This window comes from Streptomyces sp. NPDC025833 (assembly GCF_055558055.1).
The window spans coordinates 107,461-130,894 of the sequence record NZ_JBVHNF010000007.1 but is presented as its reverse complement, the minus strand read 5'-3'; the positions used below and the strand labels follow the sequence as shown (position 1 = coordinate 130,894).

Annotated in this window: 18 protein-coding genes, 1 pseudogene and 1 riboswitch; of the genes and pseudogenes, 9 read left to right on the top strand and 10 right to left on the bottom strand. The window is 72.7% G+C overall.

Annotated features, from left to right (window positions below):
* The first annotated feature begins 23 nt into the window (after positions 1–23).
* Both ACZ4K2_RS13980 and ACZ4K2_RS13975 read left to right on the top strand, forming a co-directional pair.
* Positions 24–1,952, top strand: coding sequence for a 2-oxoacid:acceptor oxidoreductase subunit alpha (locus tag ACZ4K2_RS13980; RefSeq protein ID WP_467476849.1), 1,929 nt, complete (start codon positions 24–26; stop codon positions 1,950–1,952).
* Positions 1,945–3,006 (top strand): 2-oxoacid:ferredoxin oxidoreductase subunit beta, encoded by a 1,062-nt coding sequence (locus ACZ4K2_RS13975; RefSeq protein WP_467476847.1) that lies wholly within the window; start codon positions 1,945–1,947, stop codon positions 3,004–3,006. Before ACZ4K2_RS13980 ends, ACZ4K2_RS13975 begins: the two co-directional genes overlap by 8 nt.
* Positions 3,007–3,163: 157 nt before the next feature.
* On the opposite strand, the pseudogene ACZ4K2_RS13970 reads toward ACZ4K2_RS13975, so the two are convergent.
* Positions 3,164–3,550 (bottom strand): annotated as a pseudogene (locus ACZ4K2_RS13970) (winged helix-turn-helix transcriptional regulator); the annotation flags it as partial.
* Between the two features lie 91 nt (positions 3,551–3,641).
* Between ACZ4K2_RS13970 and ACZ4K2_RS13965 the strand changes: the two are divergent.
* From ACZ4K2_RS13965 to ACZ4K2_RS13955, 3 genes are all read left to right on the top strand, one after another.
* Positions 3,642–4,496, top strand: coding sequence for an SDR family oxidoreductase (locus tag ACZ4K2_RS13965; RefSeq protein WP_467476845.1), 855 nt, complete (start codon positions 3,642–3,644; stop codon positions 4,494–4,496).
* A 121-nt stretch (positions 4,497–4,617) separates the two neighbouring features.
* On the top strand, positions 4,618–5,574 hold the full coding sequence (gene rarD / locus ACZ4K2_RS13960; RefSeq protein WP_467476843.1) for an EamA family transporter RarD: 957 nt from the start codon (positions 4,618–4,620) through the stop codon (positions 5,572–5,574).
* A 50-nt stretch (positions 5,575–5,624) separates the two neighbouring features.
* Positions 5,625–6,092: a VOC family protein gene (locus ACZ4K2_RS13955; protein ID WP_467476840.1), complete on the top strand. Its 468-nt coding sequence runs from the start codon at positions 5,625–5,627 to the stop codon at positions 6,090–6,092.
* Between the two features lie 40 nt (positions 6,093–6,132).
* On the opposite strand, the gene ACZ4K2_RS13950 is transcribed toward ACZ4K2_RS13955, so the two are convergent.
* Positions 6,133–7,206, bottom strand: coding sequence for a hypothetical protein (locus tag ACZ4K2_RS13950; RefSeq protein WP_467476836.1), 1,074 nt, complete (start codon positions 7,204–7,206; stop codon positions 6,133–6,135).
* A gap of 193 nt (positions 7,207–7,399) precedes the next feature.
* On the opposite strand from ACZ4K2_RS13950, the gene ACZ4K2_RS13945 reads away from it, so the two are divergent.
* The gene (locus ACZ4K2_RS13945; RefSeq protein ID WP_467476833.1) at positions 7,400–7,993 is read left to right on the top strand and encodes a flavodoxin family protein; all 594 of its coding nucleotides are present in this window, start codon (positions 7,400–7,402) and stop codon (positions 7,991–7,993) included.
* Between the two features lie 70 nt (positions 7,994–8,063).
* Here the strand turns inward: ACZ4K2_RS13945 and ACZ4K2_RS13940 are convergent, their stop codons facing one another.
* The 4 genes from ACZ4K2_RS13940 to ACZ4K2_RS13925 all read right to left on the bottom strand — a co-directional run bounded on the left by ACZ4K2_RS13940 (position 8,064) and on the right by ACZ4K2_RS13925 (position 12,805).
* Positions 8,064–8,948, bottom strand: coding sequence for an ABC transporter permease (locus ACZ4K2_RS13940; RefSeq protein WP_467476830.1), 885 nt, complete (start codon positions 8,946–8,948; stop codon positions 8,064–8,066).
* On the bottom strand, positions 8,935–10,053 hold the full coding sequence (locus ACZ4K2_RS13935) for an ABC transporter ATP-binding protein (protein ID WP_467476828.1): 1,119 nt from the start codon (positions 10,051–10,053) through the stop codon (positions 8,935–8,937). Before ACZ4K2_RS13935 ends, ACZ4K2_RS13940 begins: the two co-directional genes overlap by 14 nt.
* A 41-nt stretch (positions 10,054–10,094) precedes the next feature.
* The gene (locus ACZ4K2_RS13930; RefSeq protein ID WP_467476826.1) at positions 10,095–11,351 is read right to left on the bottom strand and encodes a LolA family protein; all 1,257 of its coding nucleotides are present in this window, start codon (positions 11,349–11,351) and stop codon (positions 10,095–10,097) included.
* Between the two features lie 443 nt (positions 11,352–11,794).
* Entirely contained in the window at positions 11,795–12,805 is a 1,011-nt protein-coding gene (locus tag ACZ4K2_RS13925) for a polyprenyl synthetase family protein (RefSeq protein WP_467476823.1), read from the bottom strand.
* 592 nt (positions 12,806–13,397) lie between these two features.
* Positions 13,398–13,569: riboswitch (cyclic di-AMP (ydaO/yuaA leader) on the top strand.
* 5 nt (positions 13,570–13,574) lie between these two features.
* Here ACZ4K2_RS13925 and ACZ4K2_RS13920 point away from each other — a divergent pair.
* A complete protein-coding gene (locus ACZ4K2_RS13920; protein ID WP_467476820.1) occupies positions 13,575–14,057 on the top strand; it encodes a transglycosylase SLT domain-containing protein in 483 nt (160 codons plus the stop codon).
* A 26-nt stretch (positions 14,058–14,083) separates the two neighbouring features.
* On the opposite strand, the gene ACZ4K2_RS13915 is transcribed toward ACZ4K2_RS13920, so the two are convergent.
* Positions 14,084–14,911 carry an HAD family hydrolase gene (locus tag ACZ4K2_RS13915; RefSeq protein ID WP_467476818.1) on the bottom strand — a complete coding sequence of 276 codons (828 nt, stop codon included), beginning with the start codon at positions 14,909–14,911 and terminating at the stop codon, positions 14,084–14,086.
* A gap of 270 nt (positions 14,912–15,181) precedes the next feature.
* Between ACZ4K2_RS13915 and fahA the strand changes: the two genes are divergently transcribed.
* Both fahA and ACZ4K2_RS13905 read left to right on the top strand, forming a co-directional pair.
* Positions 15,182–16,399, top strand: a complete 1,218-nt coding sequence (fahA, locus tag ACZ4K2_RS13910) for a fumarylacetoacetase (protein ID WP_467476816.1) — start codon at positions 15,182–15,184, stop codon at positions 16,397–16,399.
* Positions 16,400–16,906: 507 nt separating this feature from the next.
* The gene (locus ACZ4K2_RS13905) at positions 16,907–17,845 is read left to right on the top strand and encodes a M56 family metallopeptidase (RefSeq protein WP_467476813.1); all 939 of its coding nucleotides are present in this window, start codon (positions 16,907–16,909) and stop codon (positions 17,843–17,845) included.
* A gap of 97 nt (positions 17,846–17,942) precedes the next feature.
* On the opposite strand, the gene recQ is transcribed toward ACZ4K2_RS13905, so the two are convergent.
* The 3 genes from recQ to ACZ4K2_RS13890 all read right to left on the bottom strand — a co-directional run bounded on the left by recQ (position 17,943) and on the right by ACZ4K2_RS13890 (position 23,429).
* Positions 17,943–19,946: a DNA helicase RecQ gene (gene recQ / locus ACZ4K2_RS13900; protein ID WP_467476811.1), complete on the bottom strand. Its 2,004-nt coding sequence runs from the start codon at positions 19,944–19,946 to the stop codon at positions 17,943–17,945.
* A 265-nt stretch (positions 19,947–20,211) separates the two neighbouring features.
* The gene (nuoN, locus tag ACZ4K2_RS13895) at positions 20,212–21,861 is read right to left on the bottom strand and encodes an NADH-quinone oxidoreductase subunit NuoN (RefSeq protein WP_467476809.1); all 1,650 of its coding nucleotides are present in this window, start codon (positions 21,859–21,861) and stop codon (positions 20,212–20,214) included.
* Positions 21,858–23,429, bottom strand: a complete 1,572-nt coding sequence (locus ACZ4K2_RS13890) for an NADH-quinone oxidoreductase subunit M (RefSeq protein WP_467476808.1) — start codon at positions 23,427–23,429, stop codon at positions 21,858–21,860. The genes nuoN and ACZ4K2_RS13890 overlap by 4 nt, the downstream gene beginning before the upstream one ends.
* Positions 23,430–23,434 lie beyond the last annotated feature (5 nt).

Below are 23,434 nucleotides of genomic sequence, written 5' to 3'. Positions count from 1 at the left end.
CGCCTCGAAGGAGGTCAAGTTCAGTGACCAGCCAGGTCAGCAGCCCAGCGGAGCAGACCGACGAAACCGTCGTGGGAGAGCAGCGCAAACCGGGCGGCGCGAAGGACGTGCGGCGCCTGGACCGGGTGATCATCCGGTTCGCGGGGGACTCGGGTGACGGCATGCAGCTCACCGGGGACCGGTTCACCTCGGAGACCGCTTCCTTCGGCAACGACCTCTCCACCCTTCCCAACTTCCCCGCCGAGATCCGCGCACCCGCCGGCACCCTGCCCGGCGTCTCGTCCTTCCAGCTCCACTTCGCCGACCACGACATCCTCACCCCCGGGGACGCGCCCAACGTGCTGGTCGCGATGAACCCGGCCGCCCTGAAGGCCAACATCGGCGACCTGCCGCGCGGCGCCGAGATCATCGTCAACACCGACGAGTTCACCAAGCGCGCCCTGCAGAAGGTGGGGTACGGCGGCTCGCCGCTGGAGGACGGCTCGCTCGACGGCTACCACCTGCACCCGGTGCCGCTCACCACGCTCACCGTCGAGGCGCTGAAGGAGTTCGACCTCTCCCGCAAGGAGGCCGAGCGCAGCAAGAACATGTTCGCGCTGGGCCTGCTGAGCTGGATGTACCACCGGCCCACCGAGGGCACCGAGAGGTTCCTGAGAACGAAGTTCGCGAAGAAGCCGGACATCGCGGAGGCCAACATCGCGGCGTTCCGCGCGGGCTGGAACTTCGGCGAGACCACCGAGGACTTCGCGGTCTCCTACGAGGTCGCCCCGGCCGCCCGGGCCTTCCCGGTGGGCACCTACCGGAACATCTCCGGGAACCTGGCCCTGGCCTACGGCCTGGTCGCGGCGTCCCGGCAGGCCGAGCTGCCGCTGTTCCTGGGCTCTTACCCGATCACCCCGGCCTCGGACATCCTGCACGAGCTGAGCAAGCACAAGAACTTCGGCGTGCGCACCTTCCAGGCCGAGGACGAGATCGCGGGCATCGGCGCGGCGCTCGGCGCGGCCTTCGGCGGCTCGCTCGCGGTGACGACGACGTCCGGCCCGGGCGTGGCGCTGAAGAGCGAGACGATCGGTCTCGCGGTGTCGCTGGAGCTGCCGCTGCTCGTGGTGGACATCCAGCGCGGCGGCCCGTCCACCGGCCTGCCGACCAAGACCGAGCAGGCGGACCTGCTCCAGGCGATGTTCGGCCGCAACGGCGAGGCGCCGGTGCCGATCGTCGCGCCCCGCACCCCGGGGGACTGCTTCGACGCGGCGCTGGAGGCGGCCCGGATCGCGCTGGCGTACCGCACGCCGGTGATGCTGCTCTCCGACGGCTACCTGGCCAACGGCTCCGAGCCGTGGCGCATCCCCGACCTGGAGGAGCTGCCGGACCTGCGGGTCGAGTTCGCCTCCGGCCCCAACCACACGCTCGCGGACGGCACCGAGGTCTTCCAGCCGTACAAGCGGGACCCGCGGACCCTGGCCCGGCCGTGGGCGGTCCCGGGCACCCCGGGCCTGGAGCACCGCATCGGCGGCATCGAGAAGCAGGACGGCACGGGCAACATCTCCTACGACCCGGCCAACCACGACTTCATGGTCCGCACCCGCCAGGCCAAGATCGACGGCATCGACGTACCGGACGTGGAGGTCGACGACCCGCACGGCGCGCGGACCCTGGTCCTCGGCTGGGGCTCCACCTACGGCCCGATCACGGCGGCGGTACGGCGGCTGCGCACGGCCGGCGAGCCGATCGCCCAGGCCCACCTGCGCCACCTCAACCCCTTCCCGCGCAACCTCGGCGCGGTCCTGAAGAGCTACGACAAGGTGGTCATCCCCGAGATGAACCTCGGGCAGCTCGCCACCCTCGTCCGGGCGAAGTACCTGGTCGACGCCCACTCCTACAACCAGGTCAACGGCATGCCGTTCAAGGCGGAGCAGCTCGCCGCGGCGCTGAAGGAGGCCATCGATGACTGACACGACCAACGGGCTGCTGCAACTGGTCCCCAAGGCCGAGGCCAGACAGTCGATGAAGGACTTCAAGTCGGACCAGGAGGTCCGCTGGTGCCCCGGCTGCGGCGACTACGCGATCCTCGCGGCCGTGCAGGGCTTCATGCCCGAGCTGGGCCTGGCGCGCGAGAACATCGTCTTCGTCTCCGGCATCGGCTGCTCGTCCCGCTTCCCGTACTACATGAACACCTACGGGATGCACTCCATCCACGGCCGCGCCCCGGCCATCGCCACCGGGCTGGCGTCCTCCCGCCGGGACCTGAGCGTGTGGGTGGTCACCGGGGACGGCGACGCCCTGTCCATCGGCGGCAACCACCTGATCCACGCCCTGCGCCGCAACGTCAACCTGAAGATCCTGCTGTTCAACAACCGGATCTACGGCCTGACCAAGGGGCAGTACTCGCCGACGTCCGAGGTCGGCAAGATCACCAAGTCGACGCCGATGGGCTCGCTGGACGCGCCGTTCAACCCGGTGTCGCTGGCGCTCGGCGCGGAGGCGTCCTTCGTCGCGCGCACGATCGACTCCGACCGCAAGCACCTGACCGAGGTGCTGCGCGCGGCCGCCGATCACCCGGGCACGGCGCTGATCGAGATCTACCAGAACTGCAACATCTTCAACGACGGCGCCTTCGACGCGCTGAAGGACCGGCAGCGCGCCGAGGAGGCGCTGATCCGGCTGGAGCACGGGCAGCCGATCCGCTTCGGCACGGACGGCGCGCGAGGGGTCGTGCGCGACCGGCGGACCGGTGACCTGGAGGTGGTCACGGTGACCCCGGAGAACGAGGCGGACATCCTGGTGCACGACGCCCACGCCGCGTCCCCCACCACCGCGTTCGCCCTGTCCCGGCTGGCCGACCCGGACACCCTGCACCACACCCCGGTCGGGGTATTCCGCTCGGTCGAGCGGCCCGTCTACGACTCCCAGATGACCGACCAGCTCGACGCCGCCGTCGCACAGCGCGGCAAGGGCGACCTGGCCGCGCTGCTGGCGGGCGGGGACACCTGGACGGTCGTCGGCTGAGGCACCGCCCGCTTCACGAGGCCCGGGACCGGACGTCCCGGGCCTCGTCGTCCACCCGGCGGCTCACGCCCCCCGCCCCGCGGCTCACGCTCTCCGCCCCGCGGCTCCCGCCCTCCGCCCGGCGGCCCGTGTCCCCCGCCCCGCGGCCTCCCTCGCCGGCCCGGCGGCTCTCGTCGTAGGCGCGGCGGGCCTCCCGCACCTCGTCCATGCGGCCGTGGGTCCACCGCGAGAGGGCCCGCACCTGCTCCGCCGCCTCACGGCCGAGGGCGGTGAGGGAGTAGTCGACGCGGGGCGGGATGACCGGCTTGGCGTCCCGGTGGACCAGGCCGTCCCGCTCCAGGGTCTGGAGGGTCTGGGTGAGCATCTTCTCGCTGACGCCCCGGCCGCTGTACGCGCTGACCGCCCGGCGCAGTTCGCTGAACCGGTACGACCGCTCCAGCAGCTCGATGAGGACGAGGACACCCCAGCGGCTGGTGACGTGCTCCAGGACGAGGCGGTGGGGACACAGCGCCTCGGCATCCGCCGCCTTCTCACTTACCAGCATGCCAGTACCTTACTTCAAAGTGGGTACTTTCCAATAAACAGCGCTGGTCATACGGTGAGTGCATCAAGGCACCCCGAAGGAGTCACGCATCATGAGCATCGTCGTCACCGGAGCCACCGGACACCTCGGCCGTCACGTGGTGGAGCAGCTGCTGGAGAAGGTCCCGGCCGAGCGGATCACCGCCGTCGTGCGCGACGAGGCCAAGGCCGCCGATCTCGCCGCCCGCGGCGTCCGGCTCGCCGTCGCCGACTACAACGCGCCCGAGACCTTCGACCACCTGTTCAGCGCCGGCGACAAGGTGCTGCTGATCTCCGGCAACGAGTTCGACAAGGGCCGGGCCGGGCAGCACACCGTCGTGATCGAGGCGGCGAAGGCGGCCGGTGTGGCGCTCCTCGCCTACACCAGCGCCCCGGGCACCCTCACGGCCGCGCTGGCGGACGACCACCGGGCGACCGAGGAGGTGCTGCTCGCCTCCGGCCTGCCGTACAGCCTGCTGCGCAACGGCTGGTACCACGAGAACTACACCGAGAACCTGGCACCCGTGCTGGAGCACGGCGCGGTGGTGCAGGCCGCCGGTGACGGCCGGGTCTCCTCCGCCTCCCGCGCCGACTACGCCGCCGCGGCGGTCGCGGTGCTGACCAGCGAGGGGCACGAGAACACGACGTACGAGCTGGGCGGCGACGAGGCGTGGGGCTTCGCCGAGTACGCGGCCGAGCTGAGCCGGCAGACCGGCCGGGAGATCGTCTACCGCCCGGTCTCGACGGAGGCGCTCACCGGCATCCTGAGCGGCGCGGGGCTGCCGGCGCCGCTGGCCGCGGTCCTGGCCGGCGTGGACGCCTCGATCGAGAAGGGCGAACTCGTCGTCACCTCCGGCGACCTGTCCCGGCTGACCGGCCGCCCCACGACGCCGCTGGCGGAGGCCGTCGCCGCCGCGCTCGAGGACTGAGCCGCCGCCGGCCCCGGGCTGTCATGACCGTATAGCGATACGAGCATGACAGCAGCGGGTGCCCGGGGCTACCTTCTTCCTCGCGCGTCCTTGCCGGGAACGCGGGTGAGAAGGAGGGGCCGTGGCCGCGACGTCCGAGGGTGAACACCGCATAGGCCTGATGAACGGTTTCGCCGCGTACGGGATGTGGGGGCTCGTCCCCCTGTTCTGGCCCCTGCTCAAACCGGCCGGGGCCGTGGAGATCCTGGCCCACCGCATGCTGTGGTCCCTGGTCTTCGTCGCCGCCGCCCTGCTCTTCGTCCGCCGCTGGGCCTGGGCCGGGGAACTGCTGCGCCAGCCCCGGCGGCTCGGCCTGGTCGCCCTGGGAGCCACGGTGATCACCGTGAACTGGGGCGTGTACATCTGGGCGGTGAACGCCGGCCACGTCGTCGAGGCGTCCCTCGGCTACTTCATCAACCCGCTGGTCACCATCGCGATGGGCGTACTGCTCCTCAAGGAGCGGCTGCGGCCCGTGCAGTGGGCGGCGGTCGCGGTCGGCCTCGCCGCCGTCGTCGTGCTGACCATCGGCTACGGCCGCCCGCCGTGGATCTCCCTCTGCCTCGCCTCCTCCTTCGCCACCTACGGCCTGGTCAAGAAGAAGGTCCACCTCGGCGCGGTGGAGTCGCTGGCCGCCGAGACCGCGATCCAGTTCCCGCCGGCGCTCGTCTACCTGCTGTGGCTGGGCGCGCACGGCGGCACCAGCTTCATGAGCGACGGCGCCGGGCACGCCGCCCTGCTCGCCTCCACCGGCATCGTCACCGCCCTGCCCCTGGTCTGCTTCGGCGCGGCGGCGATCCGCGTGCCGCTGTCCACCCTGGGCCTGCTGCAGTACCTGGCCCCGCTCTTCCAGTTCCTGTGCGGCGTCCTCTACTTCCACGAGGCCATGCCCGCCGAGCGGTGGGCCGGGTTCGCACTGGTCTGGCTGGCGCTGCTGCTGCTCACCGGCGACGCGCTGCGCTCGGCCAGGCGGCCCGGACGTCTCGCCGCACCGGCCGCCCGGAGCCTCGACACGCCCGCCTCGGCCCCGGCCGACGCCTGATCACGCGGAACGGGAGCCTCCGCCGGTGGCCCCGGCTATAAGTGGTGTCCATGACCACACAGGCGCCCGCACCGCTGCACTGGAAGCTCGTCGTCGACGCGGCGGACCCGCACACCCAGGCCGACTTCTGGGCGGCCGCCCTGCACTACACGGCCGAGGACAACAGCGCCCTCGTCGAACAGCTCCTGTCCGTCGGCGCGCTGCCCGGAGGGGCCTCCGTCGAGTACCACGGGCGGCCCGCCTTCCGCGACCTGATCGCGGTACGGCACCCCGACGACCCGTACGACGCGCAGACCGGCACCGGGCTCGGCCGGCGGCTGCTGTTCCAGCGAGTGCCCGAGCCGAAGTCCGGCAAGAACCGGCTGCACATCGACCTCCACCCCGGCCCGGACCGGCGCCCGGAGGAGGTGGCCCGCCTCGAAGCCCTCGGCGCGCGGGTGGTGCGGGAGGTGAAGGAGCCGTCGGGCCAGTGGACGCTGATGGAGGACCCGGAGGGCAACGAGTTCTGCGTGCACTAGCCGCCCGACACGGCGCCGGCCGGGCGGCTGTCCCGGCCGGTCAGGCCCGGGTCGCCCCGGCCGCGCGGTCGCTCAGGCGGACCATGCGGGCGCGGGCGGCCTCCAGCGGGCGTACGTCGTCCGCGGCGGGGCCCGGCTCGGTGGTGAGGTCCGTCCACAGGTCGATCAGGTCGCGGCCCAGCCGCAGGCCCTCCTCGGGGTCGCGCACCGCACGCCAGGCGGTGGCCGCGCTCCGCACGTTGCCGTAGGCGGCCTCCCCGTCGCCCGCCTGGCGGCGCAGCCGGGCCACGTCCACGGAGAGACGGCAGGCGCCGGCCGGGTCGTCGCCCAGGTACGCGATGTAGGCGCACAGTTCGCGCAGGTGCAGCACTTCGGCGTGGCGCGGGCCGAGCACGGTGGACGCCTCCACGAGCGCCCGGTCGGCCAGGTCCGCCGCCGCTTCGACGCGGCCCGCGCGCACGGCCTCGTTGATCCGGCTCATCGACTCGCCGAGCAGTTCCGCGCCCTCGGCGGTCTCGGTCAGGGGCCCGTCGCCGAGCACCTCCTCGGCGACGGCGTCGAAGCCGCGGGCCGGGGTGGGCGTGGGAACGGGCGGCTCCGGCGGCAGGTCGGCGAGGGCCCCCAGGGGGACGAGGGGGACGGCGGGCGGCGCTTCCGCGGGCGCTGCGGCGCGTACGGCTGCCGCGGGCACGCCCGCGGCTTCCGCGTGTGCGGCAGGCGCGGGCATCGCGGGCGGTGGGCCGAACTGCCCGGTCGGCGCCCGCACGGGCCCCGGCGCGGCTCCCGCCGGCCCGGTGGCGGGCCCGTGCGGCTCGTCCGGAGCGGTCAGCGGGACCGGTTCGCCCGTCATGCGGCTGGAGCCGTCCGTCGAGACCTCCAGGGGGACCACGCAGCCCGCGCGGTCGTCCTGGATCACGGCCCGTACGGGGGCGCCGAGGCTGATGGCCAGACGCTGGAGGTGGTTCAGCACGGCCTGCTGGATGTCCTCGCCGGGCGCCGCCACGACCGCGGCCCCGTCCACCGAAGCACCCCCCGTGCCGAACACCCGGACGGGCACCGCCAGGTGCCCCACGGGCTGCTGCGGCCGCTTCTTCTCGAAGCTCAGTCGGGCCATCGGTGTCCCTCACTCCCCCGGCATCGCGATCCGGTCGTACGCATCCTGTGCACCAGTGTGTCCGCTCGCCCCGGTTTCCACGTCACCGAGACGTCACAGCCTCGCACCAGCCGCCCCTGGCGGAAGGTACTTGCGTGTGCATAAAATGCAGGCGCCTGCATTCGCGGTACGACGTGACGCATCTGGGGGATCCGTGAGCCGCCGTTTTCTCTTCGTCCTGGGCAGCACCCGCACCGAGGGCAACACCGAACTGCTGGCCCGCCGGGCCGCCGAACAACTGCCCGCGGACACCGAACAACGCTGGATCCGCCTCACCGACCACCCGCTGCCCGAGTTCGTGGACCTGCGGCACGACATCGACCACGTACGGCCGCCGTCGGACACCAGTGCCGGCCTGCTGCTGGACGCCACGCTGGAGGCCACGGACATCGTGATCGCCTCACCGGTGTACTGGTACTCGGTGTCCGCGCTCACCAAGAACTACCTGGACCACTGGTCCGGCTGGCTGCGCACCCCCGGGGTCGACTTCAAGGCGACACTGGCCGGCCGCACGCTCTGGGGCGTCGCCGCGCTGGCGGACCGCGAGCCGTCCGTCGCCGATCCGTACGCGGGCACCCTCAACAACTCGGCCGCCTACATGGGCATGCGCTTCGGCGGGGTCCTGGTGGGCAGCGGCAGCAAGCCCGGTGACGTGCTGTCGGACAGCGGCGCGCTGACGCACGCGAAGACGTTCTTCGCGCAGGACGCGCCCCTCGCGCGCTTCCCCTACGAGACCGTCGGCGTCTGACGGTTCGTCCGGCCCCGCGGACCGGGGGGCGGGGCCGGACCGTCCGGCACCGGCCGGCGCACCCGGGCGGTCAGGCGCTGATGTCCTTCGCCGTGAACCGCGCCCAGGCCGCCGAACCGAACACGGCGGCGTACAGGGCCTGGAGGCCGAGGTTGCGCAGCAGGTCGTCCCAGTAGACGGGGTCGCGCATCAGGTCGGCGAACGACAGCCAGTAGTGCGAGAACAAGTAGGGCTGCACGGCGTGCAGCTGGGGTATCTGGTCGACGATCTGCACGGTGATGAGCAGGCCGACCGTCGTGGCCATCGCCGCGATGCCGCTGTTGGTGAGGGTCGACACGAACAGGCCGAGGGCGGCCACGCCGACCAGCGAGGCCGCGACGGCCAGGGCGATCAGCAGGGCGCGGCCCAGCCCTTCGGCGAAGCCGATCCGGGTGCCGGAGATCGTCGTCACCTCGCCGAGCGGGAAGAGCAGCGCGCCGACGACGAGCGCCGAGACGGTGACCACCAGCGTGGCCAGCACGCAGAAGGCCAGCACCGTCGCGTACTTGGTGAGCAGCAGCCGGGTGCGGCCGGCCGGGGCGACCAGCAGGTAGCGCAGGGTGCCCGCGCCCGCCTCCCCGGCGACCGCGTCCCCGGCGACGACCCCGACCGCCATCGGGAGGAAAAACGGCAGGGTCGCGGCCAGCGCGGTGAACACCAGGAACAGGCCGTTGTTGGTGATCTGCGAGATGAACGCCGGGCCCTCCCCGCCCCCGCCGCCCACCGGGCCGCCGTCCCGCGTCTCGATCCACACCGCGATCCCGACCAGCACCGGCACCGCGGCCAGCACCCCGAGCAGGGCGAGCGTGCGCCAGCGGCGGACGGTGGTCACCAGCTCGCTGCGCAGCAGCCCGAGCGCCCACAGGGGACTCGGGGCGCGTCCGGCGGCCGTCGGCGGCGAGTCAGCCCGCGACATCGAACCCCTCCCCGGTCAGTGCCACGAACGCATCCTCCAGCGAGGCGCGTTCCACGGTGAGGCCCCGGACCCGGACGCCCGCGGCGACCAGGGCCGCGGTGACCTCGGCGAGATCCCGGCCGGGCGGTTCGCCGGTGACCCGGTCGCCCTCGGCGGTCACGTCCCCGACGCCCAGCTCCTTCAGCACCCGGGACGCCTCGCCCGCGTCCGGGGTGGTCACCACCAGCCGGCCGCGCGCCCCGGCCGCCAGGTCGGCCACCGCGCCCTGGACGACGAGCCGGCCCTGCGCCATCACCGCCGCGTGCGTGCACACCTGCTCGATCTCGTCGAGGAGGTGGGAGGAGAGGAAGACGGTCGTACCGTCGGCGGCCAGTTCCCTGACCAGGGTGCGGATCTCGCGCATGCCCTGCGGGTCCAGGCCGTTGGTGGGCTCGTCCAGGACGAGCAGCCGGCGCGGCTGGAGCAGGGCGGCGGCCAGGCCCAGGCGCTGCTTCATGCCGAGCGAGTACGCCCTGGCCTTCTTGCCCGCGGCGGACGCGAGGCCCACCCGGTCCAGCGCCGCGGCGACCCGCGCGCGCCGGGTGCGCGGGTCGGCGGTCGGATCGGCGGCGTCGTAGCGGATCAGGTTGTCGCGGCCGGAGAGGAAGCCGTACAGGGCGGGGCCCTCGATGAGCGCGCCGACCTGCGGGAGCACCGCGCGGGACGCCCGGGGCATGGGACGCCCGAGCACCCGCGCGGTGCCCGCGGTCGGCTCGATCAGGCCCATCAGCATGCGGATGGTCGTGGTCTTGCCGGAGCCGTTCGGGCCGAGGAAGCCGAAGACGCTGCCCGCCGGGACGGTCAGGTCGAGACCGTCCACGGCGAGCTGTCCGCCGCGGTAGCGCTTGGTGAGACCGCGCGTGGCGATCACGTGCGGGTCCCCGGCGGCCGGACCGTCCGCCACCGCGCCCGCGGGCGCGGGCCCCGGCCCCCCGGAGGACGCGCGCTCCGGCGCGCGCTCCGGGGCACCCGCGGGTGCGCGCACCGGCTCCCGGCCCGGGGCGGGCGCGGGCGCGCCGGCCGGCTCGCGGTCGGCTCCACGCCGCGCGGCGGACGGTCCGTCCATCGGTCCCCCCTCGTCTCCTCGTCCCCTGCGGCCCCTACGGGTCACTTCCCCGCGTCGGCCGCCTTCACCAGGGCGTCCTTGGTCACCGCGCCGGCGTACACCTTGCCGTCCTCGGTGATCAGGGCGTTGACCAGGCGCGTGGAGAAGACCGTGCCCTTGCCGAACTTCCCGGAGACCGAGTCGCCGAGGGAGCCCAGGAAGCCGCCGAGGTCGCCGCCCCGGGAACCGGTGGGCAGGCCGCCCTTCGCCCCGCTGTCGAAGGTGGCGATGGACGTCCAGCCCTCGCCGAGCACCTTCGTGCCCCGCCCGTCACCGGGGAGGCCCTCCATGCCCTTGCCACCGCCGGGAAACCCTTCCATGCCCTTGCCGCCGCCGGGACGGTCGCCGCGTCCCGGGGTGTGCTCGGGCGCCTTGGCGGCGTCGTCCCCCTCGGTGACCTTGGCGCCCTTGGGCGGGGTGAAGTCGAAGGTGGAGGCGGCCGGCCGGGCGAAGGAGACCCGGGTGAAGCCCGCGTCGACCACGGCGGCACCGCCGCTCTTCGGGGTCAGCGTGAACTTCAGCGGCAGGCCCGTCCGCGCGTCCACCGCGATGCTGATCGCGCCGACCGTGCTGTCGGACTGCCGGGGCCGGATCAGCAGCTTGTAGGCGTCGCGTCCGGCGACCTGCGCGGTGCCGTCGACGGTGACGGACGTGGTGTCGTCCACCGCCTTCAGGGCCTCGTCGGCGAAGTCCTTGGGCGTGGCCGGGGGTTGGGCCTCGCGGTTCTTGCCGGTGGCGGCCCCGGTCGAGTGGTAGACCTCGTTGCTCCTGCTGTCGTAGCCCCAGACGTCCTTGCCGTCGTGGACGAGGCTGTACTCGGCGCCGCTCTCCAGCAGCGACAGCTTCTGCCGGTCGGGGCCGTCGGCGGCGACGCGCAGGGTGTGGGTGCCGGACAACAGCCCGGTGAGCTTGGACCGCGGGTCGGCGGAGGACCCGTCGCCGGCGCCGCCGCCCGCCCCCGGGACCAGGCCGTCGCCCAGACCGCCGAGGTCGGGCAGGCCGAGGTCGGTGCTGATCTTCACGGTGCCGGACAGCCGCTGCACGTCCGACCTGGCCATCTTCTCGATGAGCTGCTGCGTGCTGATCTTCGGCAGGTCGGGGTCGCCGGAGTCGGCGAGCGCCGGGACGAGCCCGATCGTGGCCGCCGCCACCCCCACCACCGCGACCGGCACGGCGTACCGTGCGGCCTTGCGCCGTCCGGAGCCCGGGTCCTCGTCCCGCGCGGCGCCCACTGCGTCGTCGGATTCGTACGGTGCCATGTGTGCCTTACCTCCGTCGTCGGCGGCGGCTGTTCTCACGCTGGTCCACCTGAGCCGCCATTCTCACCCGAATCGGTGAGGAGTGGTGATTTCCGTGATTCCCATATGACCAAATCGGCCGCGCGGACGCGTCAGCCCTCGGAGGCAACTCGGTGTACGACTGCGGTATGACACAGGGCGACGGCGCCCTACCTCTACCCGTAGGGGTCGTGCGGGACGGTACCGCCATATGGGTGTGCGCCCGGGGCGGGAGAGGTGCGCGCGGTGGGGGCGTGCCCCGGTGGTCGGTGAGACGCGCGGTGAGGGGCGTACGCCCGGGCTCCGCGGCGCGCTGGGGGCTCGGCGGAGCGTCACGGGCCGGTGGAGCGTCACGGGCTCGGCGGGACGTGCGATGAGGGGGCGCGGTGGGAGGGCGCCGGGGGCGCGGGCCGCGCCCGGCCGGGTCAGCCGGCGCGGTGGACCACCGCGTCGCACAGTTCCACCAGCGCTGCCTTGGCGTCGCACTCGCGCAGCGGGGCCAGTACGGCCCGCGCCTCCTGCGCGTAGCGGACCGTGTCCCGGCGGGCCTGCTCCAGCGCGGGGTGCGCGCGCAGGCCGGCCAGCGCCTCGGCGAGCCGGGCGTCGTCGGTGAGATCGGAGGCCAGCAGTTCGCACAGCGCGACGTCCTCGGCCAGCCCCAGCTTGGCCGCCCGCTCGCGCAGCCGGAGCACCGGCAGGGTCGGGATGCCCTCGCGCAGGTCGGTGCCCGGGGTCTTGCCGGACTCGTGGGAGTCGGAGGCGATGTCCAGTACGTCGTCCGCGAGCTGGAAGGCGACCCCGAGCCGCTCGCCGTACTGGGTGAGCACGTCGACGACCGTCTCGTCGGCGCCGGACATCATCGCGCCGAACCGGCAGGCCACCGCCACCAGGGAGCCCGTCTTGCCGGCGAGCACGTCCAGGTAGTGCTCGACCGGGTCACGCCCGTCCGAGGGACCCGCGGTCTCCAGGATCTGGCCGGTGACCAGCCGTTCGAACGCCAAGGCCTGCACCCGGACCGCCTCCGGGCCGAGGTCGGCGAGGATCTGGGAGGCGCGGGCGAAGAGGAAGTCCCCGGTGAGGACCGCGACGGAGTTGCCCCAGCGCGCGTTGGCGCTGTCCACGCCGCGGCGGACGGCCGCCTCGTCCATGACGTCGTCGTGGTAGAGCGTCGCCAGGTGGGTCAGCTCCACGACCACCGCCGACGGCACGATGCCCGGCGCGTAGGGGTCGCCGAACTGGGCCGCGAGCATCACCAGCAGTGGCCGGAATCGTTTCCCGCCCGCACGGACCAAGTGCTGCGCGGCCTCCGTGATGAACGGGACCTCGCTCTTGGTGGCATCGAGCAAGCCTTCCTCGACAGCCGTCAATCCGGCCTGGACATCGGCTTCCAGAGCCTGGTCCCGCACGCTCAGCCCGAACGGCCCGACGACGGTCACGAGGGGTCTCCTGTCTGCTGGTGTCTGCTGGCGATTACACGGTTTGTCGATAGGTCGCTGCCATCACTCAAGTCAGCGTATCCGGTCCTGTTTCGATCACCGATAGCGCCCACCGGTCCAGCCTGGGCGGTATCGGACCAGGACCGGCATGGTTTTGATCACATAGTAAGAACGGACATTTACCGACTTAACAGTAATCCGGGCACTGTGTCGCCACCTCTCCGCACCCTTTTCGGCCCACCGGCCCCTGTCGATCGACGCGAGACCGGTGAGCGTCGCGCCGCGGATTCCATCACCACGCGGACTTCGGGCCCGAATCCCACTCATCCCTCATGTCTGAATTAGCGTATTTTGCTATTTCGTGAGTTGGGTCACTCTCCCCGTCGTCACGGACGGCCCGCCGAAACCCCTCCATCTTCGCGCCCCGTAAGCGAGTTGAGGGTTGGCGATCGCAAAGGATCAAGCACCCCATACGCTGTCGATCAAGGTCAAATCGCACGTTGTGTGAAACCGGCCCTTGTTCCCGGCATGTGCTCTCGCATACGTTCCGGGCCGTCGGGCGGACGCCGAATCCTGCCGCCGCCCGCATACCCATCCACGAACTCATTCGCACGGCAGGAGCGGGGGACCCAGGTAAGTCGCCGGTCCGGACGGCATTCGCCGCCCGGGACGGCTCGGGGTGAAGCCGTGCCTCCTTCGGGGCACGGCCGGGCACCTCCCCGCCCGAACCCGACAGCTCACCTCGCAGGCGCCGGAGAGGAACACCGCCATGCCTGCAGCCGTTCAGCCCCGCCGTACCCGGAACACCCGCCTCGTCCGCACCCTGGCCGCCGCCGGCACCGGTGCCGCCGTCCTCGCCCTGCCGGTCGTCGGCGCGACCAGCGCCTCCGCCGCCCCCACCGGCACCACGACGGCCGTGTCCGCCGGGTACACGAACAACCTCGACGGCTGGATCCGCCAGTCGCTCGCGATCATGGCCGAGAAGCGCATCCCGGGCACCTACAACGGCATCTACCGCAACGTCATGCGGGAGTCGTCGGGCAACCCCTCGGCCATCAACCTCTGGGACTCCAACGCCGCCAAGGGCATCCCGTCCAAGGGACTGCTCCAGGTCATCGACCCGACGTTCAACGCGTACCACGTCGCCGGAACGTCCTTCAACATCTACGACCCGGTCGCGAACATCACCGCCGCCTGCAACTACGCGGCCGCCCGGTACGGCTCGATCGACAACGTGTCCAGCGCGTACTGACGGCCGGCGGGCCGGCCTGACGGGAGCTACCGGAAGGCCGGCCGGTCGGACGGGAACAGTCTTTCGAGGACGACGGCGATGCCGTCGTCCTCGTTGGACAAGGTGACCTCGTCGGCCACCGCCTTGAGTTCGGGGTGCGCGTTGGCCATGGCGACACCCCGCCCGGCCCAGTCGAACATCGGGACGTCGTTGGGCATGTCGCCGAAGGCCAGCGCCCGTTCCGCGCCGATCCCGAGCCGCTCGGCGGCCAGGGCGAGCCCGGTCGCCTTCGTCACCCCGCTCGGTTGCAGCTCCACGGTGCCCGGCCCCGACATGGTGACCGTGGCCAGCGAATCCACCACCGAGCGCGCCACGGCCGCCAGCTCGTCGTCGGACAGGACGGCGTGCCGCAGCAGGACCTTGCTGATGGGGCGGCGCCACAGGTCGTCGCGGCGGCCGACCCGCACCGCGGGCAGCGACGGGTGGGGCATCCGGTAGCCGGGCTCGATGAGGGTGAGCCCGTCCACGCCGTCCTGGTCGACCGCCGCGTAGACCTGCCCCACCTCCGCCTCGATCTTGCCGAGCGCGGCCTCCGCCAGCCCCCGGTCCAGCCGGACGGACCACACCAGGCGGTCCGTCCCGGCGTCGTAGACCTGCGCCCCCTGACCGCACACCGCCGGCCCCGTGCAGCCGAGGGCCGCGAGGAGCGGCCGCACCCGGGGAGCCGGCCGCCCGGTCACCACCAGGTGCCGGGCACCGGCGCGCGCCACCCGCGCGAGCGCGGCGAGCGACCGGTCGGAGACGGTGTCGTCGCCGCGCAGCAGCGTCCCGTCCAGGTCGGTGGCGATCAGTGCATATGCCGGGGAGGGGTCCATGATCAGAGAATACGGACACCTCGCCCGGCCGACTCACCGGTCTTTCCCCATACTTACGTGCTGTTCGCCCCCAAGTGCCCCTCGGCCGAGCCCCGATGACGACCAGTTCCGCGTGCGGAAGGGGGAATCGGCCGGGAGCCGCCGCGCGGGCGACCTGCCGAGGACAGCGGGAGGCACTGCCCAAGACACGTGGGACAGCCGTAACGTGTGCCGCGACCACATGGAACGCACTGCCATGCATGGCCCCGGATGAGAGTGAGGCAGCACCCCATGCCCCCCTTCGACGTCCCCGAGGATGATCCCTTCGGCCCGCACAACCTCCCCTACGGCGTGTTCACGCCCTCCGGCGGCACGGAGCGGAGGATCGGCGTCCGACTCGGGAACCACGTCCTCGACGCGGGCGCCACGGCCGCGGCGCTCGGCTCGCCCCACCGGGAGCTGCTCGCCCGGCCGACCCTCAACCCGCTGCTGGCGGCCGGCCGCACCACCTGGTCGGAGGTGCGCGGCGCCGTCACGTCCTGGGTCACCGACCCGGCGCACCGCGAGACGGTGGAGCCGTTCTTCCACCCCCTGTCCGAGGTGGCCCTCCACCTGCCCTTCGAAGTGGCGGACTACGTCGACTTCTACGCCTCGGAGCACCACGCCCGCAACGTCGGCCAGATCTTCCGCCCCGACGCCGAGGACTCCCTCACCCCCAACTGGAAGCACCTGCCGATCGGTTACCACGGCCGCTCCGGCACCGTGGTCGTCTCGGGCACGGACGTCGTACGGCCCTCCGGGCAGCGCAAGGGACCGGCCGACCCCGCACCCGTCTTCGGTCCGTCGGTCCGGCTCGACATCGAGGCCGAGGTCGGCTTCGTCGTGGGCGTGCCGTCGCGGCTGGGCAGCCCGGTCGCGCTGGACGGCTTCCGGGACCACGTCTTCGGGCTGTGCCTGCTGAACGACTGGTCAGCGCGGGACGTCCAGGCCTGGGAGTACGTCCCCCTGGGCCCGTTCCTCGGCAAGTCCTTCGCCACGTCGGTGTCGGCGTGGATCACCCCGCTGGAGGCGCTGGAGCACGCGCGCGTGGCGCCCCCCGAGCGCACGCACCCGCTGCTGCCCTACCTGGACGACTCGGCGGCCGGCGCCGAGCCCGGCGGCTACGACCTGCGCATCTCCGTGGCCGTCAACGGTCACGTGGTCTCCGAGCCGCCCTTCTCCACGATGTACTGGACGGCCGCCCAGCAACTCGCCCACATGACGGTGAACGGCGCCTCGCTGCGCACGGGCGACCTGTACGGCTCGGGCACCGTGAGCGGGCCGGCCGAAGGGCAGCGCGGCTCGCTGCTGGAGCTGACCTGGAACGGCCGCGAGCCCCTGGAACTCCCCGACGGCAAGCGCGCGTTCCTGGAGGACGGTGACGTGGTGACGCTGTCGGCGTGGGCACCGGGCCCGGACGGCCGCCGGGTGGGGCTGAGCGAGGTCACCGGACGGGTCGTGGCCGGCTGAGCCGCGGCACGGCGGGCCCGCGTCGCGGCACGTGACCGGCACGCCCGCCGCCGGCACCTTCCCGTGCCCGCCGCCCGCCGCCCGCTGCGGGCGGCGGGCACGGGTCCGCCCTCCCGGCCTCGCGCGAGCGACGCGGCGAACGCCGCCGCCGACCGTGTGACCGGCGGCCGGTGACCGTGTGACCGGTGGCCGCCGCCGAGCGGCGGTTTCCGGGTGGCCGCCACCGACCGACGGTTTCCGGGTGGCCGCCACCGACCGGCGGCTTCCGGGTGGCCGTCGCCGACCGGCGGATTCCGGTGGCCGTCGCCGGACGGCGGTCCCCCCTTCGGGTCACGCGCCCGCGCACGCGTGGCCGGTCGGGGCGGATCACCGCGGACACCTGCCTCCGGCCGCCCGACTTCGCCATACTGGCAGGGACACGCACTCCGTGCGGCCCACGGCCGCACCCCGCGTGCCCGGCACCACCGACACCCGCACGCCTTTCCGACGAGGAACCGGAGCCCCGGCATGACCGTCTGCCTGCTCCTGCTGAGCGTCGTCGCCCTGACGGCCGCGGTACCGGCACCACGCGCGCTGACCCGGGCGGCCTGGACCGAGCGGGAACCCGTGGTCGCGCTCTGGGTGTGGCAATGCCTGATCGCCACCGTGCTGCTGTGCTGCCTGACCGCACTGGTCCTGGGTGCGGCGGCCGTCTTCCACACGGTCCGCGACCGCGTGTTCGCGCCCGCGCCGCCCGCCGTGACCGCCGCCTACGACCTGTCCACCGCGCCGGTGTGGGCGGCCGCGCTGACGGTGCTGCTGGCCTGCGGGGCCGCCTGGACGACGGCGATGCTGGCCCGGGAACTCGTCGAGGCCCGCCGCCGCAGGGGCCGGGCACGGGCGCAACTGCGTGAACGCGCCCCCGAGCTGCCGGCCGGACTGCCCGCGGCGCGCGGGCCGATGCTGGTGCTGGAGGACGAGTACCCGGACGCCTGGTGGATGCCCGGGCACCCGCCGCAGCTCGTCGTCACCACGGGGGCGCTGCACCGGCTGACCGATCCGCAACTGGACGCCGTCCTCACCCACGAGCGCGGGCACGCCCGCGCCCGCCACGACTGGCTGCTGCACCTGTCCACCGCACTCGCCACCGGCTTCCCGCGCCTGCCGCTGTTCGCCCATTTCTGCGACCAGACGCACCGCCTGGTCGAGCTGGCCGCCGACGACACGGCCTCCCGGCGCTGCGGGCACCTCACCACCGCCCTCGCCCTGATCGAGCTGAACCAGCACCGGGGTGTGCTCTCCTGCGACTCCAGCCGCCGCCTCCTCGGCGAACGCGTGGACCGCCTGCTGGAGCCGCCGCCGCGGCTGCTGCGCCGGCACCGGGCGCTGACGACGACCGTGGCCGCGCTGGTCCCGCTGCTGCCGCTGCTGATCACCTTCGCCCCGGGCCTCACCGCGATGTCCTGACCCGGACCCGGCCGCCTCGGACGCGGACGGGGACGCGGACGTCCGGGCCCGCGCGGCGCCGGGGCTCCGAGCCCCGTGCCGCGCCCGCGGGACCGGGCTACATCCAGTCGTCCGGCTCCGGCTCCGGCTCGTCGTCGGGTTCGGGCCAGTCGGCGGACGGCGCGTCCTCGGCGGACGGCGCGTCGGCGGGCGGCGCGGCACCCTCCAGAGAGGCCAGTACCCCGAGCACGCCTTCCCCGTACGTCACCAGCTTCTTCTCGCCGACGCCGTTCACCGTGCCCAGCTCCCGCACCGAACCGGGCCGGCGCAGCACGATCTCGCGGAGGGTGGCGTCGTGGAAGATGACGTACGCCGGGACGCCCTGTTCCCTGGCCTGTTCGGCGCGCCAGGCCCGCAGGGCCTCGAAGGCGGGGAGCAGCTCGTCGGGCAGTTCGACCGCGGCGGCCTTGGCCTTCCCGGAACCCGCGGAGGCCCCGCCGGACCGCTGCCGGGCGACGGCCGGCTTCTTCGGCTCCTTGCGCAGCGGCACCTCGCGCTCGCGCCGCAGGACCGAGCCGCTCGCCTCGGTGAGCGCCAGCGTGCCGTACTCGCCTTCGACCGCGAGCAGTCCCTGCGCCAGGAGCTGCCGGATGGCGCCCCGCCACTCGCCCTCGGTCAGGTCCTGGCCGATGCCGAAGACGGACAGCTGGTCGTGGTCGAACTGGATCACCTTGCCGGTGCGCTTGCCGAGCAGGATGTCGACGATCTGTATGGCGCCGAACTTCTGCCCGCGCTCCCGCTGGAGCCGCACCACGGTGGACAGCACCTTCTGCGCGGCGATCGTGCCGTCCCAGGTCTCCGGCGGGGTGAGGCAGGTGTCGCAGTTGCCGCAGCCCGCGGTGTCGGGGTCCTGGCCGAAGTAGGCGAGGAGCTGGCCGCGGCGGCACCGGGCGGTCTCGCAGAGCGCGAGCATGGCGTCGAGGTGGGAGGCGGCCCGGCGGCGGAACGCCTCGTCGCCCTCGCCGGACTGGATCAGCTTGCGCTGCTGGATGACGTCGTTCAGGCCGTACGCCATCCAGGCCGTGGACGGCAGGCCGTCGCGGCCCGCGCGGCCGGTCTCCTGGTAGTAGCCCTCGATCGACTTGGGCAGGTCCAGGTGGGCGACGAAGCGCACGTCCGGCTTGTCGATGCCCATGCCGAAGGCGATGGTCGCCACCACGACCAGGCCCTCCTCGCGGAGGAACCGGGACTGGTGCGCCGCGCGGGTGCCCGCGTCCAGGCCGGCGTGGTACGGCACCGCCTCGACGCCGTTGGCGGTCAGGAACTCCGCCGTGCGCTCGACGGAGTTGCGGGAGAGGCAGTACACGATGCCGGCGTCGCCCGGGTGCTCCTCCCGGAGGAAGGCGAGCAGCTGCTTCTTGGGGTCGGCCTTGGGCACGATCCGGTACTGGATGTTGGGCCGGTCGAAGCTGGCGACGAAGTGCCGGGCCGTCGGCAGGTGCAGCCGCTGGGTGATCTCCTCGTGGGTGGCGCGGGTGGCCGTCGCGGTGAGGGCGATCCGCGGGACGTCCGGCCAGCGCTCACCGAGCACGGACAGGGTCAGGTAGTCGGGGCGGAAGTCGTGGCCCCACTGGGAGACGCAGTGCGCCTCGTCGATGGCGAAGACGGAGATCTTGCCGCGCGAGAGCAGCTCCTGCGTGCTGTCCAGGCGCAGCCGCTCCGGCGCCAGGTACAGGAGGTCGAGTTCGCCGGCCAGGAACTCGGCCTCGACCATGCGCCGCTCGTCGAAGTCCAGCGTGGAGTTGACGAAGCCGGCGCGGACGCCGAGCGCCCGCAGGGCGTCCACCTGGTCCTGCATGAGGGCGATCAGCGGCGAGATCACGACGCCCGTGCCGGGTCTGACCAGGGCCGGGATCTGGTAGCAGAGGGATTTGCCGCCGCCGGTCGGCATGAGGACGAGGGCGTCGCCGCCCGCCACGACATGCTCGATGATCGCCTGCTGCTCGCCCCGGAACGCCTCGTATCCGAAGACCCGGTGCAGTGTGGCCAGCGCCTCGCTGTCGGCCGTGCCCGGCCCCTCGGTCACCTGTGGCATTTCGCTGATCCCGCCCGTCGCGCCCATCGTCCTGTCCCCCGCCGGTCCCCCGTGTGCCGTCTCCCGACCGCTGCCTCCACCATAGGGGCCCGGACCGACAGCCCCGCAGTTGTCCACAGGTTCGCGCCCGCCTCCGGGGTCACTCCCGGTGACGCGGTGCGTGCTGTCGCGCGACGGCGGGCGGGCGTTCCGGCCGGCCCGGGCGCCCGCCACCTCGTCGTTCCGGGAACGTGCCGCTGCCCGGCCCCCCTCGGAGCGGGGGTGCCGGGCAGCGGCAGGTGTGAGGAACGTGTCAGCGCACGAACACTCCCGCCTGGCCCGCCAGGTCCAGGAAGTACTGCGGCGCCACACCGAGGACCAGGGTGACGGCCACGCCCATGCCGATCGCAATCATGGTCAGCGGCGACGGTACGGCGACGGTCGGGCCCTCCGGTTTCGGCTCGCTGAAGAACATCAGCACGATCACGCGGATGTAGAAGAACGCGGCGATGGCCGAGGAGATCACACCGACCACGACCAGCGGGACCGCGCCGCCGTCCGCCGCCGCCTTGAACACGGCGAACTTCCCGGCGAACCCGGAGGTCAGCGGGATGCCGGCGAAGGCCAGCAGGAACACCGCGAACACGGCCGCCACCAGCGGGGAGCGGCGCCCGAGACCGGCCCACTTGGAGAGGTGGGTCGCCTCGCCGCCCGCGTCGCGCACCAGTGTGACCACCGCGAACGCGCCGATCGTCACGAAGGAGTACCCCGCCAGGTAGAAGAGGACCGACGACACGCCGTCCTTCGACGTGGCGATGACACCCGCCAGGATGAATCCCGCGTGCGCGATGGACGAGTACGCCAGCAGCCGCTTGATGTCGGTCTGCGTGATGGCGACGATCGCGCCGCCCAGCATGGTGATGATCGCCACGGCCCACATGACCGGCCGCCAGTCCCAGCGCAGCCCGGGCAGGACGACGTACAGCAGGCGCAGCAGAGCGCCGAACGCGGCCACCTTCGTCGCGGCCGCCATGAAGCCGGTGACCGGGGTGGGAGCGCCCTGGTAGACGTCGGGGGTCCACATGTGGAACGGCACCGCGCCCACCTTGAACAGCAGGCCCATGACGAGCATGGCGGCGCCGATCAGCAGCAGCGCGTCGTTGCCCATGGTGTTGGCCAGGGCCGGGTCGACGTCGGTGACGGTGCCGTCGACGACCTGGGCGATGCGCGCGTACGACACCGAGCCCGCGTAGCCGTACAGCAGCGCGATGCCGAACAGGGTGAACGCCGAGGCGAACGCGCCCAGCAGGAAGTACTTGACCGCGGCCTCCTGCGACATGAGCCGCTTGCGGCGGGCCAGCGCGCACAGCAGGTACAGCGGGAGGGAGAGGACCTCCAGGGCGACGAACAGGGTCAGCAGGTCGTTGGCCGCGGGGAAGATCAGCATCCCGCCGACCGCGAAGAGGAGGAGCGGGAAGACCTCGGTGGTGGTGAAGCCGGCCTTCACGGCCGCCTTCTCGCTGTCGCTGCCCGGTACGGAGGCGGCCTGCGCGGCGAAGGAGTCGACGCGGTTGCCGTGCGCCACCGGGTCCAGGCGGCGTTCGGCGAAGGTGAACAGGCCGACCAGTCCGGCCAGCAGGATCGTGCCCTGGAGGAAGAGGGCCGGGCCGTCGACGGCGATCGCGCCCATGGCGGCGATGTGCGCCTTGGTGGTGCCGTACCCGTCGGCCGCGAGGGCGACGACCGCGGCGAACGCGGCGCACAGGGCGACGGCGGACACGAACACCTGCGCGTGGTAGCGGGACCTGCGCGGCAGGAACGCCTCGATCAGCACCCCGATCAGCGCCGCGCCGATGACGATCAGCGTCGGCGACAATTGTCCGTATTCGATCTTCGGCGCGTCGATCTTCGAGATCGGTTCGGCCGCGTTCGTCCACAGGCTGTGGACGGCTGGTGCGCTCACTTGGCCGCCTCCACCTCGGGCTTGGGGTCCGTCTTGTGTACGTCCGACATGGTCTGTTTGACCGCCGGGTTGACGATCTCCGTGACGGGCCTCGGATAGACGCCCAGGAAGACCAGCAGGACGATCAGCGGCGCGACGACGAGCACCTCGCGCACGCGGAGGTCGGGCATCGTGGAGACCTCCGGCTTCACCGGTCCCGTCATCGTCCGCTGGTACAGGACGAGGACGTAGAGCGCGGCGAGGACGATGCCGAGGGTCGCGATGATCCCGATCACCGGGTAGCGGGTGAACGTGCCGACCAGGACCAGGAACTCGCTGACGAACGGGGCGAGACCCGGCAGCGAGAGGGTGGCGAGGCCGCCGATCAGGAAGGTGCCGGCGAGCACCGGGGCGACCTTCTGCACGCCTCCGTAGTCGGCGATGAGCCGCGAGCCGCGCCGGGAGATGAGGAAGCCGGCGACCAGCATCAGCGCGGCGGTGGAGATGCCGTGGTTGACCATGTAGAGGGTGGCGCCGGACTGGCCCTGGCTGGTCATCGCGAAGATGCCCATGACGATGAAGCCGAAGTGCGAGATCGACGCGTAGGCCACCAGGCGCTTGATGTCCCGCTGGCCGACGGCGAGCAGCGCGCCGTAGATGATGCTGACGAGCGCCAGGACCAGGATGACGGGCGTCGCCCACTTGCTGGCCTCCGGGAAGAGCTGGAGGCAGAAGCGGAGCATCGCGAAGGTGCCCACCTTGTCGACGACCGCGGTGATCAGGACGGCGACCGGAGCCGTCGACTCCTGCATGGCGTTGGGCAGCCAGGTGTGCAGCGGCCACAGCGGCGCCTTCACCGCGAAGGCGAAGAAGAAGCCGAGGAACAGCCAGCGTTCGGTGCCGGTCGCCATGTGGAGGGAGCCGCTCGCGCGGGCCTGGGCGATCTCCTGGAGGCTGAAGTTCCCGGCCACCACGTACAGGCCGATCACGGCGGCCAGCATGATCAGGCCGCCGGCCAGGTTGTACAGGAGGAACTTCACCGCGGCGTACGACCGCTGCGTGGCGGCCGTCTCCTCGCCGTGCTCGTGGGCACGGTCCCCGAAGCCGCCGATGAGGAAGTACATCGGGATGAGCATGGCTTCGAAGAAGATGTAGAAGAGGAAGACGTCGGTCGCCTCGAACGAGATGATCACCATCGCCTCGACGGCGAGGATCAGCGCGAAGAAGCCCTGGGTGGGGCGCCAGCGGCGGCTGCCGGTCTCCAGCGGGTCGGCGTCGTGCCAGCCCGCGAGGATGATGAACGGCATCAGTACGGCGGTCAGCGCGATCAGCGCCACGGCGATGCCGTCGACGCCCAGCTCGTACCTGACGCCGAAGTCCGCGATCCAGGCGTGGGACTCGGTGAGCTGGTAGCGGGCACCCTCCGGGTCGAAGCGGACCAGCACGGTGATCGCCAGGACGAGCGTGGCGGCCGAGACGAGCAGCGCCAGCCACTTGGCGGCGGTGCGTCGCGCGGCCGGTACGGCGGCCGTGGCGACGGCCCCGAGCGCCGGGAGCACCGCCGTCGCTGTCAGCAGGGGAAAGGACATCGGTA